Below are 15,276 nucleotides of genomic sequence, written 5' to 3'. Positions count from 1 at the left end.
TGCGGGCCGGGGCGGTGGTGGCGGACGCGCCGGCGGTGCCGCGTGTCAGGATGGGGCCGTGTCGCAGACCGCCTTCACCACAGCGCCGTTGATCGGCCGGGACGACGAACTGGCCCGGCTCACGGGTGTGCTGGAGCGTGCCCGGGCCGGCGCGGCCGGTGCGGTGCTGATCGCCGGGGACGCCGGCGTCGGCAAGACGCGGCTGCTGGACGAGGTGGCCGGCCGGGCGGCGCGGGCCGGGGCGACCGTGGTGACGGGTCACTGCGTGGACCTGGGGGACGTGGGCCTGCCGTACCTGCCGTTCACCGAGATCCTCGGCGTGCTCGCCGCCGACGCGCGGTTCGCGGCCGTCCTGGCCGCGCACCCGGCGGCGGACCGGCTGCTGGGCGCCGGACCGGACGCGGGTGACGGCCCGGACGGGCGGCTCAGGCTCTTCGAGGACGTCGCCGGGCTGCTGGCCGACCTGGCCGCGGTGGCGCCTCTGCTGCTCGTCCTGGAGGACCTGCACTGGGCCGACCAGTCCTCCCGGGACCTGCTGCGCTTCCTGCTCAGCCGTGGCGTGCCGCACCGGCCCGGCGGCACGGAACGGCGGCTCGCGGTCCTCGCCTCCTACCGCGCCGACGACCTGCACCGCCGGCACCCGCTGCGCCCGCTGCTGGCCGAGCTGGTACGGCTGCCGGCCGTGGAACGCCTGGAGCTGCGTCCCCTGCCGGACCCGGAGGTCGCGCGGCTGGTGCGGTCCCTGGAGGACCGCCCGTTGGCCGACGCCGTCGTGCACGGCATCGTGGCCCGTGCGGAGGGCAACGCGTTCTACGCGCAGGAGCTGCTGGCCGCGGCCGGCGCGGACACCTGCGGGGTGCCCAGCGGCCTGGCCGACCTGCTGCTCATCCGGGTCGAGCAACTGTCCGAGACCGCCCAGCAGGTGCTGCGGACCGCCGCCGTGGCCGGCCGGCGCGTGGAGCACGAGCTGCTCCGCGAGGCCGCCGGGCTGCCCGAGGACACGCTGGAGGCGGCCCTGCGGGAAGCCGTCGGGCACCAGCTCCTCACCCCGGGGGGCGCCGGCACCTACGCCTTCCGGCACGCCCTCACGCGCGAGGCGGTCTACGCCGACCTGCTGCCCGGTGAGCGCTCGCGGCTGCACGGTGCGTACGCCCGGCTGCTGGCGGCCCGCGGACGGGCCGCGGAGACGGCGGCGGAGCGCGCCCACCACGCCCGCGAGAGCCACGACCTGCCCGCGGCTCTCGCGGCTCGTCTGGAGGCCGCCGGCCACGCCCGGCGGCTGGGCGCCCCCGCCGAGGAGCTGCGGCACCTGGAGGCCGCCCTGGACCTGTGGCCGTCGGTGCCGGCGGCCGACCGGCCCGCCGGAGAGGGGCTGGACCGGATCACCCTGACCCTGCGGGCCTCGGCCGCGGCGGCCCATGCCGGGGAGTTCCACCGCGCGGTCTCGCTGACCCGGGCGGCGCTCGCCGGGATCGGCGAGGACACCGACGGGGAGCTGGCCGCCCGCGTCCGCTACACGCTGGCCGGGAACCTGCTGATCGTGGACAGCCTGTCGGCGGCGTTCCGGTACAGCAGCGAGGCACTGGCGATGATCCCGGCCGAACCGCCGTCGCGCACGTGGGTGTGGGCGGCGGCCACCCATGTCGCGGCTGCCCGGCAGGTCGGCGAGGACGAGACCGCGCTGCGCATCGGCCGCCGGGCGCTGCAGGTCGCCGAGGAGCTGGGCGTGACCGCCGCCCGGGCCGATCTGCTGATCTCGCTGGCGGTGACCGAGGCCGGTGGCCGCCGTTCCCCGGGGGGCCGGGAGCGGCTGCGGCAGGCGAGGGAGCTGGCCCGCACCGCGGGGAACGCGCCCGTGGAGATGCGCGCGCTGTTCAACCTGGCGATCGGCACCTTCGAAGCCGGCGACCTCGCGGAGTGCCTGCCGCTGCTGGAGGACGGGCTCGACGGGGCCCGCCGGGCCGGCCTGCTGTCCTCGGCGTACCCGCTCGAGCTGCGCTACCTCCAGCTGCTCGTGCTGTACACGCTGGGCCGCTGGGACGAGTGTGTGCGGGCCGCGGCCGAGGCGGCACCCGGGCTGCCCGCGCAGGGCGGCGCCTACGCGACGAGCCCCGCCCTGTACGTGGCCCACGCCCGCGGTGACGAGACCGCCGTGGACCGGGCCCGGGCGCTGCTGGAGGGGCCGTTCGACTGGATGGGGGCGCTCGTCGCGGGCATCGTCCTCACCGACGCGGCCGTGCGGGACGGCGATCCGGCGGCGGCGGTCGAGCGGTTGCGGACGACGGTCGCGGCCCTGGGTGACGGCACCACGCGGCGTCCGGGCGTGGCGGTGCGGCTGGCCGCGCTCTGTCTGACCGCGGTCGCCGACCGGGCCGTGGAGCTGCGGCGCCGCGCCGACGGGGAGGCGGAGGCGGTCCGCTGGGCCGGCCTCGGGGCCGAGCTGGTGGACCTGGCACGGGCGACGGCCGGGCAGGACGAGGAGGTCCTTGCGCAGGGCCCGGAGGGTCGGGCGTGGCTGGCCCGCGCCGAGGCGGAGTGGGCGACGGCCCGGTCCGGGCCGGACCCGGCGGCCTGGGAGAGGACGGTCGCCGCGTTCGGGTACGGCGATGTCCACGAGCAGGCGCGGTGCCGGCTGCGGTATGCGCAGGCCCTGCTGGCCGTGGACCGCCGGGCGGAGGCGGCGGAGCAGGCGCGGCTGGCCCGGGAGACGGCGGCCGCGCTGGGCGCGGCGCCGCTGCTGGAGCGGATCGACGCGCTGACCCGCCGGGCGCGCCTCGGGGCCGGGCCGGCCGGCGCGGACGAGGCGCCGCTGACCGCGCGGGAACAGGACGTGCTGAGGCTGCTGGCGCGGGGCCGCAGCAACCGGCAGATCGGCGAGGAGCTGTTCATCTCCGGGAAGACGGCGAGCGTGCACGTCTCCAACATCCTGGCCAAGCTGGGCGCCGCGAGCCGTACGGAGGCGGTGGCGGTCGCCTACCGCCGGGGGCTGATCACACCGGAGCCGGCCGGGTCGGGGTGACCCGGCCGGGGCCCGTTCAGCGGGCACAGTCCAGGCGGTCCGGATCGACGGCGTCGGCCAGGGCCTGCATTCCCTTGTCGTTGGGGTGCAGGTGGTCGCCGCCGTCGAAGAACGGCTGGATGCGCTCGGGGTCGTGGGGGCTGCGCAGGATGCGGTCGAAGTCGGTGACGGCGTCGATCTCGGCGCTGCTGCGCAGGAACCGGTTCACCTCCTGCCGTACGGCCTCGGCGGCCGGGTCCCACTCGGACCAGCCCTTGAACGGGCCGACGGTGGCGGCGACCACGCACCTGCCCGCCGCGTGGGTCCGCCGGGCTATCTGCAGGTAACCGGCGATGAGATCGGCCGCGGTGACCCCGGTGTGCGCCTTGAGGTCGTTGACACCCTCGAAGAGGAACACGGTCCGCACGCCGGGCTGGGCGAGGACGTCCCGGTCCAGCCGCTGCAGGGCGGCCTGCCCGGCTCCGTCCGCGAGGATCTTGTTGCCCGAGATGCCCTCGTTGGCCACGCCCCGGACGGCCGTGCCGGCCGTGCCGAGGCGGCGGGCGAGGTAGTCGGTCCAGCGGCGGTTCAGGTCGGTGGTGGACTGCCAGCCGTCGGTGATGGAGTCGCCGAGCGCGACCACGGCCCCGGGTACCGCGTGGTCGGCCCGCACGGCGACGGAGTCGATGTACCACCAGGAGCTGGTCGTCTGCGCCCAGTTGGCGCCGCTCTCCTCGGCGGTGTGGGCGCCCCGGCCGGTGTACGACGTCTGCATCGCCATCCAGTGCCCGGTGGCCGGACCGGCCGCGTCCGGGGTGTGCAGGCTGATGACGAGGTCGGTGCCGGCGGGTATCCGGCCGGGCAGCGGGTCGCTCCAGGCGACGGCGCCGGCCGGGACGGTGACCGTGCGGGCGCCGCCGAAGGTGAGCGGCCGGTTGGTGCCCGGCCGCAGGGCGGCGCCCTGGCTGCGCAGTCCGGCGTGGACGCCGTCCAGGGTCAGCGGCCGGTCGCCGAAGGCGTTCGTGAAGCGGACCCGCAGGTCGCTCCCGCCGAGGCTGGTGCGGACGACGAGCCGGTAGCCCCGGCCGGCCGTGCCCTCGCCCATGCGGTCGGCGCTGGCCGCCCAGGTGACGACCCCGGTGGCCCGGGTCGCCGAGCCGGGCAGGGTTGCTGCGCGAGCGGTGCCCCGCGGCGCCGGGTCGGGCGGCGTGGCCGCCCGGGCGGGCGGCCCGGGCTGGCAGGCGACCGCGGTGAGCAGGGCCGCTGCGGCGCGGCAGCCGCGCCCGAGCCGGCCGGTCACCGGTCGAGGTCCCGGAGCGTGACGGCCCCGCCGGGTTTCACGGGGACCGTCCGGGACGTACCTGCGTATCCCACGGAGGTCATGGTGCCGCCCACGCTGCGGATCCGCACCTCGGCGGGCTTTCCGGCCCGCCGGTGCAGGTCGGCGGGGAAGCCGCCGCGGGCCCCGGCCCCGGTCGGCGAACCGGAGGCGGCCCGGGCGTCCGGGAAGGCCGGGAGCGGTTCCAGGTGCTCCGGCCGGGAGTGGAGCGGCACCGCGGGAACGACGGCCGGGGTGCCGGAGCCGGCGTCGATCCGGAAGATGCCGCGGCCCTGCTCGGCCTCGTGGCTGCCGGACAGGCCGGGGGCGGCGCGATCGCCGCTGTCGGTCGAGGGGCGCAGGTTGTTCACGATGAGCTGGTACGCCTTCTCGGGGTTCTTCAAACGCCCTTCGGCGGTGGTGCGGCCGCCGGCGTCCCGGCGGTTCGCGGGCGCCCGGACATGCGGATGCCCCGCGCGAGGCGGGGCATCCGGTGGTGCTGGTGTCTGCCGGCGTCCGTCAGTGGGCGCGCGGCGTGTTGGCGGCGGTGACGTTCACCGCGGCCCACGACTTGTCGACCGTCTTGTACTCGGTGCTGTTCGAGCCGTACAGGTCCTTGGCCGCCTTCAGGGTCGCGGTGCGCGCCTGGTGGAAGTCGGTCGTGGAGACCATGTAACGGGTCAGCGCACGGTAGTAGATGGCGGTCGCCTTGGTGCGGCCGATGCCCTTGACCGTGACGTTGTGGTACGTCGGCGAGTTGTAGTTGACGCCGTTGATCGTCTTCTTGCCGCTGCCCTCGGCGAGGAGGTAGTAGGCGTGCGAAGAGACACCGGAACCGGCGTGCACCTCGGTGTAGTAGGTGTCCGCCGACCAGTAGTCGATGGTGCCCTCGAGCTTGTCGAGCGACGGGTGGTCCAGGCGGCGCAGGAACTTCTGCGCGAGGCCCAGCTTCTCACCGACCAGGTAGTCCGCGGTGTCCTTCGAGTTCTTGGCGTAGAACTCGACGTTCGAGCCGAAGATGTCCGCGAGCGACTCGTTCAGCGAGCCCGGCTCGCCGTACTGGTTGCCGTCGGAGTCGACGAAGGTCGGCTGCAGGTTGGCGGTCGCCTCGACCACGCCGTGGGTCAGCTCGTGACCGGTGACGTCGAGAACGACGAGCGGCTTCTTGAACATCTGGCCGTCGCCGTCGCCGTACAGCATGCAGTTGCAGGTGGGGTCCCAGAACGCGTTGGCGACCTTGTTGCCCCAGTGGACCATCGCCTGCGCGGGCTTGCTGTTGTTGGCGATGCCCTTGCGCTTGAAGGTGCTCTTGTAGAAGTCGAGCGTCTTCGTGATGCCGTACTGGGCGTCGGCCGCGGCGCTGACCCGGCTGGTGGTCTTGCCGTTGCCCCACACGTTGGACGTGTTGGTGAACTTCGAGCCGGAGCTGAACTTCTCCGTGTACGAGCCCTTGGCGTCCCGCGTCTCGGTGCCGTACCGGTTCGGGTCCTTGAGCTGGTAGTGGCCGCGCGAGGTCTGCGTGGTGGTCAGACCGACGGTGCCCACGAAGAGGGTCTTGCCGGTGCCCTTGGCGGCCGACGGGTAGGCCGCGGCGCCGGTGGAGCGGGAGCCGACCAGGCCCGAGGTGGCGGCGGTGGAGCCGGCACCGGTGGCGGGGTCGGCGCTCTCACCGCGCTCGCGCAGGGTGTCGAGCAGCTTCGGCGACAGGAACTCGTCCTGGTCGGGCGTGTTGCTGCGCACCTTGCCGGAGATCGCGTCGACGACGACGGTGTGGGAGCCGTCCTTGTCGGCGACGGACACCTGGTAGGCGAGGGCGGAGGCGCCACCGCGGGCGTCCAGCACGAGCTGGGCGCTGCGCGCGTCGCCCTTGGCCGCCCGGGCGGCCTTGGCGGCGGCCTGCTCCGCGGTCAGCTTGGCCTTGGCGGCGGCCGGCTTGACGGCGTGGGCGGCCGCACGGGTCACGCCCGTGTACGAGAGCTTGCCGTCGAGGTGGACGATCAGGTCGCCACCGAGGACCGGCAGGCCGTCGTGGGTGCGGACGAAGCGGACGTGGCGGGCGCCCTCGGGGTCGATCATGACGTCCTGGGCGTGCAGTGCATCGCCCTTCGAGACGCCGGTCGCCGAGGCGTGGGCGAAGGCCGCGGTGCGCGCAGCCTCCACCACCGCCGTGGCGTTCGAGGCGGCGGAGGCGGCGGACCGCTCCGCGCTGGTGGAAGGAGCCGCGAAGGCCGTGCCGGCCAGGCCCGTGGCAGCCGTCGCCACCGCGACGGCAACGGCCACGGTACGTATGTGCGGTCTACGCAATCTGATCAGGGTTCCTTCGTTCATCGGCGGCCGGGGTCGCCAACCACCTTGAGGCATGGCGCAGTTGAGCACCATGGGGGCTGTTCCGGCCCCGGGGTAACCCTTGCGGATCAGTCATGTGCGCGTAAAGACGGAATGATCCATTTCGCGAACTTCTATGGCAATCCTTTACGAATGGCCGCCACAGAGTGATCACAGGAGCACCAACTGTGTGTCGGCTGTGGAGACGTTGCCTCAATCCTCTAGGTTCCCAGGGCGGAATGTGACCGATATCGCATCAGGAACCGTACCGATGGGAGTGGGTAGGGGATGGTCTCAGCAACGGTGGGGCGGGGAGCGGTCCTCGGAGCGGTCGCGCTGTCGCTCCTCGCGATTCCGGCGCAGGCCGCGACCGGGGCACCGAACGGCCCGGCCGCAGCGGCTCTTCCGGCGCCCGACACCGCGGGCCTGGCCGCTGTGCTGCGCTCGACGGTGGCCCAGGGCGCACCGGGGGCGCTGGCACGGATCGACGACCACGGCCGGACGTACCGGGTCGCACAGGGCGTTGCCGACCGCGGCACCCAGCGGGTCGTCTCGACCGACGACCGGTTCCGGGTGGGCAGTGTCACCAAGACCTTCTCGGCCGTCGTCCTGCTCCAGCTCGTCGACGAGCACAAACTCGCCCTCGACGCGCCGGTCAACCGCTACCTGCCCGGGCTGCTGCCCGACGACCGCATCACGGTCCGCCATCTGCTGAGCCACCGCAGCGGCCTGTACGACTACACGGAGGACATGTTCGCCGACAGCGTGTCCGGGTTCGAGGCGGTCCGCAAGAAGGTCTTCACCTACCGCCAACTGGTCGCCCTCTCACTGAAGAAGCCCCGCACCAACACGCCGGGCGCGGCCTATTCGTACTCCAACACGAACTTCGTCGTCGCCGGCCTGCTCATCGAGAAGCTCACCGGACAGTCCGTGAAGACCGCGTACCAGAACCGCATTTTCGCACCGCTGAAACTGAACGACACATTCTACGTTCACCCGGACACCGCCATTCCTGGACGATACGCCCGCGGCTACCTCACTCCGGACAAGGCGGGCGCCCCGCTGGTCGACGCGACCACGCAGACGGTGTCCTGGGCGCAGAGCGCGGGGGCCATCATCTCCAGTGCACGGGACCTCGACGCCTTCTACGGCGCCCTGCTCGGCGGCAGGCTGCTGTCCGCCCCGCGGCTCGCCGACATGGAGCAGTTCGTCAAGGTGAACGGCACGACGGCGTACGGGCTCGGGCTGCGGCGCCGCGACCTGTCCTGCGGCATCTCGGTGTACGGGCACACGGGGGCCGTGCAGGGCTACTACACGTACGCCTTCGCGACGAAGGACGGCGGCCGCAGTCTCACGGCCGTGGCGAACACGTCGAACAACGGCAAGGTGCTCGACACGCTGGCGGGGGCCCTGGAATCGGCGTTCTGCGGAAAGCCGGAGAGCAGGACGGGCCGGGAGCAGGGGTAGCGGCCCGGCCGGGTCGGCGCTCGGCACCGGCCCGGCCGGCGGACGCTGAGCGCCGGTCTGCCCGGGCGGACGCTGAGCGCTGGTCCGCCCGGGCGGGCGCTGAGCGGCGGTCCGCCCGGGCGAGTGCTCAGCGCCGGTCCTCCCGGGCGGGTGCCCGGCGCCGGTCCTCCCGGGCGGGTCCGCCGGCCGCGACCGCGGCACCGGAGGGCTGCGGGCCGGTGTCCTCGTCGGGGAGCCGCGCCGCGAGCCGTTCGCCCTCGAGGTCGAGGTCGGGCAGCAGCCGGTCCAGCCACTGCGGCAGCCACCAGCCCGCCCGTCCGACGAGGGCCAGCACGGCCGGCACGAGCGTCATGCGGACCAGGAAGGCGTCGATGAGGACACCGACGGCGAGGGCGAAGGCGATCGGCTTGAGCATGGCACTGCCGCCGGGAACGAAACCGGCGAACACCACCGACATGATGAGCGCGGCGGCGGTGACCACGCGGGACGCGTGCCGGGACCCGGCCAGGACGGCGTCCCGCGGCGCGGCGCCGTGGGCGTACGCCTCGTGCATGCGGCTGACCATGAACACCTCGTAGTCCATGGCGAGTCCGAACAGGACGGCCATCACGAGGATGGGCAGGATGCTGACTACCGGCCCAGTCCCCTCGGCCCCGACCAGGTCCGCGAGCCACCCCCACTGGAAGACGGCCACGACCGCGCCGAAGGTGGCGGCGACCGAGAGCAGGAAGCCCAGGCCGGCCTTCAGCGGCACGACCACCGAACGGAACACCAGCAGCAACAGCAGCAGCGAGAGCCCGACGACGACGAGGGCGAAGGGGGCCAGCGAGTCCGCGAGCCGGTCGGACACGTCGATGTTCACGGCCGTCGTGCCGGTCACCGAGACCTCGGCCCCGGTCCGCTTCTGCCAGCCGTCCGCCTCGCTGCGGAGGTGCGCGACGAGGTCCTCCGTCCTGTCGTCCGTCGGGCCGGTCGTGGGCACCACCTGGATGACGGCCACGTCCCCGCCCTGGGCGAACTGCGGTTCGCCGACCGCGGCGACGCCGTCGGTGGCCTTCAGGTCGCCGGCCAGGGTGGCCGTGGCCTGCCGCGGGTCGCGGGCGCGGGAGGTGTCGGCGCGCAGGAGCAGTGGGCCGTTGAAGCCGGGGCCGAACTTGCCGGCGACCAGGTCGTACGCCTGCCGGGGGCTGCTGCCCGCCGCGGCCGAGCCGTTGTCGGGCAGGGCGAGCCGCAGATCACGGGCGGGCAGCGCGACGACCAGCAGACCGACGAGGACCGCGGCGAGGGTGAGGAGCGGGCGGCGGATCGCGGCCCGGCCCCAGCGTTCGCCCATCGGCCGGCGCCCGGCGGGTCCGGTGCCGTGCGCCGCCTGTTCGCGTCGGGCGGCACGTGAGCCCGGCTTCGGGCGCAGCCGCTCACCGGCGAAGCCCAGCACGGCCGGCAGCAGTGTGGTGGAGGCGCAGACGGCGACCAGGACGGCGGCGGCACCGGCCAGGCCCATCACGGTCAGGAACGGGATGCGTACGACGGCCAGCCCGCACAGCGCGATGATCACCGTGAGGCCCGCGAAGACGACCGCGCTGCCCGCCGTGGCGGTGGCCCGCGCCGCCGACTCCTCGACGGCCATGCCCGCGGCCAGTTGGGAGCGGTGCCGGGAGAGGATGAACAGGGCGTAGTCGATGCCGACCGCGAGGCCCAGCATGGAGGCCAGCGAGGGTGCGGTGCTGGAGACGGTGAGGACGCCGGTCAGCGCCGACAGGCCGAGCAGCGTGACGGCCACGCCGCTGATCGCCGTCAGCAGGGGCAGGCCGGCCGCGAACAGCGAGCCGAAGGTGACGGTGAGCACGACGAGTGCGACGGTGGCTCCCGTCAGTTCCTTGGTGTGGCCGGTGGTCTTGCCGCTGCCGTACGCGGGGCCGCCGACCTCGACGGTGAGCCCGGTGTCCGCGGCGTCCCGGGTGGTGCGCTCCAGCGCGGTGAGGCTGTCGTCGTGCAGGCCGGCACGGGTGACCTGGTAGCGGACCTGGCCCAGTGCGGTCGTGCGGTCCGCCGATATGGCCTTGCTGTGCACCGGGTCGGTGACGGAGACCACCTGCGGGGCCTTGCCCGCCCGCGCCATGGTGGCGGCGACGGCCTGGGCGTACCGCGGCTCGGTGATCTCGTGGCCGGCGGGAGCGACGAAGACGATCTGGGCGCTGGTGCCGGCCGCCGGGGGCAGCTCGGTCCGCAGGGCGTCCATCGCGGTCTGGGCCGGTGAGCCGGGGACCGTGAACTCGTCGTCGGTCTCGCCGCCGACGGTGACGACGCAGGTGACCAGGGCGGTCAGCACCAGCAGCCAGGCGGCGAGCACCGCCCTGCGGTGCCGGAAGGCGGCCCGGCCGAGCCGGTGGAGGAGGGATGGCATGGGACACGTGCTCCTTGGGAGGAACTGGCGGGGCTGAGCGGCACGTTCGGGGCAGGGCCCGCCGGCGGGGAGGGGCCGGGGTCGGGCGCGGACGGCGGCGCGGCTGCCGCTCGGGCACCGGGCCGGGAGCAGACGGCGGCGCGGGGCCGAGGTCAGACGGAGACGGCGGCGTGGCCGCCGCTCAGGGTGAGGCGCAGCCCGGTGTCGGTGACGGTGAGCCGGCGCGGCCGGAGTTCCAGGGGGAGGTCGGTCAGGGGGATCGTGCGGGCGGCCCTCGCGGTGACCTCTTGGGCCAGGGCGCCCGGGAGGGGGCTGCCGTCGAACGCGGGCCGGCCGGGGACGAGGCGGATCGTCCGGCCGTGCAGGGTGGGCGTCACGGGAACGGTCAGGGCACCCGAGCGGCCCAGGTGGACGACGAGTCGTCCGTGTGCCGGGTCGGGGACGACCACGCCGCTCCCGCCGGTGCCGGCCAGGGAGGCGGCGTCGGCGTCGACGGTCACGGCGGACGAGCCGACCGTGCCGCCCTTCCCGCTCCGGCGCACCTGGTGCAGGTGGGCGTCGACGGCGAGGCCGGTCATGTGCCGGGTGGCCACCCCGTCGGCGGTCAGCTCGACGTCGGGGAGCGTGCCCCGGGCCAGTTGCCAGAGCGCGGGCGTGCTGCCGAGGCCGACGTCCGGTGTGGTGCCGAGCCGCTTCCCGGCGGCGGCCGCGATGCGGTCGGCGATGCGGTCCCGGACCGTCACTTCGGCCGTGCCGGTGAGGGCGGCGGCGAGGGTGAGGACGACGGTCAGGACGACCGTCGTACGCCGACGCGCGCGCAGCCAGGAGGGCGGCGACCCGAAAAGTGTCATGACTGACACGATACCCGAAGTGTCAGGGCTGACACTTTCCCGGGGTGCCGGCGGACGGAACCACCCGGCCGGCATGTCAGGATGAAGGCGTGCAGGAGCGGGACGTGCGGGAGATGGGCAGGCGGGACCTCAAGAAGGCCGCCACACGCCGGAGCTTGCTCCGCACGGCCACCCGCATGTTCGCGGAACGCGGGTACCAGGAGACGACGGTCCGGGACATCGCCGCCGCCGCCGGCGTGACCGAACGCACCTTCTTCCGCTATTTCCCGTCCAAGGAGGACCTGGTCTTCGCCGAGGTCCTGGACTTCGTGCCGCTGCTCGTCGAGGAGGTCGCCGGGCGCCCGGCAGCCGAGCCTCCCTACACCGCCGTGCTGAACGGCCTGATCGCCGCCGCCGCGCGTCTCGACGGCGGCCTGGGCATCCTGTTCGTCGGAGCCCCGCCCCGCACCCTGGCCACCGGCACGCGGGGCACCGGCGTGCTCACCGCCTTCGAGGACGGCATCGCCGAAGCCCTCGAGGGCCGGCTCGCCCGCCAGTCCCCGGACGAGCCGGCCCGGGCACGCGCCCTGCGCGCCTCCGTACTCTCCCGCTCGTCCGTCGCCGCCGTGCGCAGCGCCCTGATCGTGTTCACGACCCGCGACGGCGGGCCGGCCGATCCGCTCGCCGTCGAGGAGTTCGGGCGCCTGCTGCACGAGGCCTTCGCCGTCCTGCGCAGCGGCGGAGCGTGACGCCCCTCCCCCGGACTCCGGCTCCGGCCACGGCTCTTCGGTGGCCGAACCGGTACCGTCCGCGATCTTGGCGGAATGCGATCCTCCGGGCCACCATGCCCCCATGAAGGGTGATCTCTTTTCCAGCCGGCACATGGTGCAGGCCGCCGCGCAGCCGGGCATGTCCGTCGAGAACGCCAAGTGCATCAAGTACGCGGTGAGCGGCGAGATGTACGCACGGCAGGGCGCCATGGTGGCCTACCGCGGCGACCTCAGGTTCGAGCGCAAGGGGCAGGGCGTCGGCGGCATGCTCAAGCGTGCGGTCACCGGCGAGGGGCTGCCCCTCATGGCGGTGCGCGGACAGGGCGAGGCCTGGTTCGCGCACGAGGCGCAGAACTGCTTCATCGTGGAGGTCGAACCCGGTGACCAGTTCACCGTCAACGGCCGCAACGTCCTGTGTTTCGACGCCTCGCTGTCGTACGAGATCAAGACGGTGAAGGGCTCGGGCATCGCCGGCGGCGGCCTGTTCAACAGCGTGTTCGCGGGGCATGGCATGCTGGGCCTGGTCTGCGAGGGCAACCCGCTGGTCATCCCGGTGTCCGCGCAGGCGCCGGTCTACGTCGACACGGACGCGGTGGTGGGCTGGACCGCGCACCTGCAGACCTCGCTGCACCGCTCGCAGTCCATCGGCTCGATGCTGCGCGGCGGCTCCGGCGAGGCGGTGCAGCTGATGCTCCAGGGCGAGGGCTACGTCGTGGTGCGGCCGAGCGAACTGACGCCCCAGAAGCCGCAGCAGCACTGAATCCCGCCGGACACCGCGGCACCGAACCTTCACAAGTGATCCGTGCCGCGCGGGCAACCCCCTCCGGCGTACCGGCGTCTTGATCGACAACAGACCGAGCCCCGGCCCCTCGGGCCGGGGCGTGTTTCCGAGACGCTATACACGACATGTATACACTCCGTGTATAGAAGGGTACGCATGTACGGCAAGGCTTTCGCCCCGGAGTACCAGGGCACCCTGACCACCCTGTCCGTGAACTCCTCGCTGGTCGACGTGCTGGCCGAGGGCACCGAGCAACTGCACGCGGCCCAGCGTGCGGGACGCCCCGGCGAGGCGGCGCGCTGCGGGCTCGCCGTCGCCGAGGCGCACCGGCGGCTCGGCCAGGTGCGGGACGCCGACCGGGCCTGGAAGGCGAGTTACCGCGCCGCGCGGGAGGCCGGGGACACGGCGGCCATGGCCTGGGCGCTGTGGAGCGGCGGCACCCTGGCCCGGCAGCGCGGAGCGTTCCCGCTGGCCTGGCGGCTGCTGGGCCTCGCGGCCGAACTCGGCGAGCGCGGCGGGGACGTGGTGGTCCGCGGCTACTCACTGGCCGGCCTCGCGGAGACGGGCCGGATCCAGGGCGACTACGAAGCGGTCGGCCGGCTGCACGAGCAACTGCTGGCCGAGGCCCGCCGGCGCGGGGAGGCCCGGCACACCGTGTGGGCGCTGGAGGGCATCGCCCAGATGCACCGCAACACCGGCGCGTACGACCGGGCGTACGCGCTGTTCGAGGAGGCGGCGGAGATATCCGCGCGGGCCGAGGACCGGCGCGGGCACGCGTGGGCACTGCGCGGACTGGCGGACGTCCTCTCCGTGCGCGACGGCGCCACCGAGCGCGCGCTGGACCTGCTGCACCAGGCGGAGACCACCTGCCGGGAGATGAACCTGTCCAGCGCCCTCGCCTACAACCACAAGATGCAGGGCAACGTCCTCTACCGGGCCGGGCGGTACGCCGAGGCGCGGGAGCGGTACGAGCTGGCGCTGGCGGAGTTCCGGACGATGAGCGAACCGCGCGGTGAGGCACTCTCCCGGCTCGGTCTCGCCAAGTCCCTGGCCCGCCTCGGCCGCGACCGCGCCGAGACCGCCGCCGAACTCGCCGACCTGGCCCGGACGCTGGAGCGCAGCGGCCTGCGGCACGCCCGGGAGATGGTGACCCGGGCCCGGCAGGAATTCGGCCTCGAGGCGGAGGTCGTACGGTGACCGCGCTCACCTCGCCGGTGCAGGAGTCGGCGCAGCAGCTCCTCACCCGCTGCCGGCGGCTGGTGCGGCCCGCGCTGGAGGAGGCGGTCGGGCGGCTGCACCCGTGGGTGGCCGAGATGGCCGCGTACTCCTTCGGCTGGTGCGAGGTCGGCGGGGCTCCCGCCGACACGCCCGGCGGCAAGGGCGTACGGCAGGCGCTGGCGGTGCTCGGCGCAGAAGCGGCGGGGGCGGACGGCCGGGCCGGCATCCCCGCCGCGGTCGCGGTGGAACTGGTGCACGCCTTCTCGCTGCTGCACGACGACATCATGGACGGCGACCCGACGCGGCGCCGCCGGCCCGCCGTGTGGCAGGCGTACGGCACGGGTCCGGCCGTACTCGCCGGCGACGCGCTGTTCGCGCTGGCCGTGGACACCGTCGCCGCCGCGCCCGAGGCGTCCGGCGCACTGCGGCTGCTCACGGCCGCCCTCGCGGACCTGGTGCGCGGGCAGGCCGACGACCTGCTGTTCGCCACCCGGCCGTGGACCGGTCCCGAGCGCGTGACGGCGCCGGAGTACCGGGTGATGGCGGAGGCCAAGACCGGCGCGCTGCTCGGCTGCGCCCTCGCGCTGGGTGCCGCGCTCGGCGGGGCTCCCCCGGGCACGGTCGCCGCCCTGGACCGGGTCGGGCGCCACCTGGGGGTCGCCTTCCAGCTGGTGGACGACGTGCTGGGCGTGTGGGGAGATCCGGACGTCACCGGCAAGCCCGTGGGCGGCGATCTGCGGGAGCGGAAGAAGACGTTCCCGGTGCTGGCCGCACTGGACTCCCCGACGGCCCGGCACCTGCCTGCGCTGCTCGGCTCGCCCGGGCGTGCGCAGGAGGCCGCCGCGCTGATCGAGGCCGCCGGGGGCCGGGCCGCGGCACTGGCCGAGGCCCGCGCCCACACGACCGCCGCCCGGACCCTGCTCGCCGGCACCCCCTTGGCCGGCCGGGCACCGGGCGACCTGGCCGAGCTGCTGGACCTCTTGGTCGGCCGCGAGCTGTAGCCGGGCGAGGGGCCACCGGCCGGCCGCGCGCCGCAGCCGGCCCGGCCGACCGGACCGGCCACCGGTCTCCCGGCCGGCCGCGGGCTCCGGCCGCGCCGGGCGGCCTCCCCGGTCGGCCGCGCCTGCCACCGCCCCGAGGGCTCCCCCGTCGGCCGCGCCTGCCA

The 15,276-nt window shown here is 74.6% G+C and carries 11 protein-coding genes; 6 read left to right on the top strand and 5 right to left on the bottom strand.

What is annotated here, in order from left to right; translation table 11 throughout:
- The first annotated feature begins 58 nt into the window (after positions 1-58).
- Complete coding sequence (locus JK359_RS22355; RefSeq protein WP_201838360.1) at positions 59-3,019, top strand: helix-turn-helix transcriptional regulator; 2,961 nt, start codon at positions 59-61, stop codon at positions 3,017-3,019.
- A 16-nt stretch (positions 3,020-3,035) separates the two neighbouring features.
- Here the strand turns inward: JK359_RS22355 and JK359_RS22350 are convergent, their stop codons facing one another.
- The 3 genes from JK359_RS22350 to JK359_RS22340 form a co-directional block, all read right to left on the bottom strand.
- Positions 3,036-4,298 carry an SGNH/GDSL hydrolase family protein gene (locus JK359_RS22350; RefSeq protein WP_372445457.1) on the bottom strand — a complete coding sequence of 421 codons (1,263 nt, stop codon included), beginning with the start codon at positions 4,296-4,298 and terminating at the stop codon, positions 3,036-3,038.
- Positions 4,295-4,720: a hypothetical protein gene (locus tag JK359_RS22345; RefSeq protein ID WP_201838358.1), complete on the bottom strand. Its 426-nt coding sequence runs from the start codon at positions 4,718-4,720 to the stop codon at positions 4,295-4,297. The genes JK359_RS22350 and JK359_RS22345 overlap by 4 nt, the downstream gene beginning before the upstream one ends.
- A gap of 115 nt (positions 4,721-4,835) precedes the next feature.
- On the bottom strand, positions 4,836-6,596 hold the full coding sequence (locus JK359_RS22340; RefSeq protein WP_307788233.1) for a M4 family metallopeptidase: 1,761 nt from the start codon (positions 6,594-6,596) through the stop codon (positions 4,836-4,838).
- 333 nt (positions 6,597-6,929) lie between these two features.
- Here JK359_RS22340 and JK359_RS22335 point away from each other — a divergent pair, with 333 nt between their 5' ends.
- On the top strand, positions 6,930-8,108 hold the full coding sequence (locus JK359_RS22335; RefSeq protein ID WP_201838354.1) for a serine hydrolase domain-containing protein: 1,179 nt from the start codon (positions 6,930-6,932) through the stop codon (positions 8,106-8,108).
- A 127-nt stretch (positions 8,109-8,235) separates the two neighbouring features.
- Here JK359_RS22335 and JK359_RS22330 read toward each other — a convergent pair whose 3' ends face one another.
- Together JK359_RS22330 and JK359_RS22325 are read right to left on the bottom strand one after the other, a co-directional pair.
- Positions 8,236-10,512, bottom strand: coding sequence for an MMPL family transporter (locus JK359_RS22330; protein ID WP_201838352.1), 2,277 nt, complete (start codon positions 10,510-10,512; stop codon positions 8,236-8,238).
- 152 nt (positions 10,513-10,664) lie between these two features.
- The gene (locus JK359_RS22325) at positions 10,665-11,363 is read right to left on the bottom strand and encodes an LmeA family phospholipid-binding protein (RefSeq protein ID WP_201838351.1); all 699 of its coding nucleotides are present in this window, start codon (positions 11,361-11,363) and stop codon (positions 10,665-10,667) included.
- Between the two features lie 89 nt (positions 11,364-11,452).
- Here JK359_RS22325 and JK359_RS22320 point away from each other — a divergent pair, with 89 nt between their 5' ends.
- From JK359_RS22320 to JK359_RS22305, 4 genes are all read left to right on the top strand, one after another.
- Positions 11,453-12,091 (top strand): TetR/AcrR family transcriptional regulator, encoded by a 639-nt coding sequence (locus JK359_RS22320; RefSeq protein WP_201838349.1) that lies wholly within the window; start codon positions 11,453-11,455, stop codon positions 12,089-12,091.
- 103 nt (positions 12,092-12,194) lie between these two features.
- Positions 12,195-12,872, top strand: a complete 678-nt coding sequence (locus tag JK359_RS22315) for an AIM24 family protein (RefSeq protein WP_201838348.1) — start codon at positions 12,195-12,197, stop codon at positions 12,870-12,872.
- Positions 12,873-13,049: 177 nt separating this feature from the next.
- The gene (locus JK359_RS22310; RefSeq protein WP_201838346.1) at positions 13,050-14,090 is read left to right on the top strand and encodes a tetratricopeptide repeat protein; all 1,041 of its coding nucleotides are present in this window, start codon (positions 13,050-13,052) and stop codon (positions 14,088-14,090) included.
- Positions 14,087-15,112 (top strand): polyprenyl synthetase family protein, encoded by a 1,026-nt coding sequence (locus JK359_RS22305; RefSeq protein ID WP_201838344.1) that lies wholly within the window; start codon positions 14,087-14,089, stop codon positions 15,110-15,112. The genes JK359_RS22310 and JK359_RS22305 overlap by 4 nt, the downstream gene beginning before the upstream one ends.
- The last annotated feature ends 164 nt before the right edge of the window (positions 15,113-15,276 follow it).

It is taken from the genome of Streptomyces actinomycinicus, from assembly GCF_016741775.1.
Lineage (GTDB): Bacteria > Actinomycetota > Actinomycetes > Streptomycetales > Streptomycetaceae > Streptomyces > Streptomyces actinomycinicus.
The sequence above is the reverse complement of the archived record's forward strand: the minus strand, read 5'-3'. Positions and strand labels throughout refer to the sequence as shown.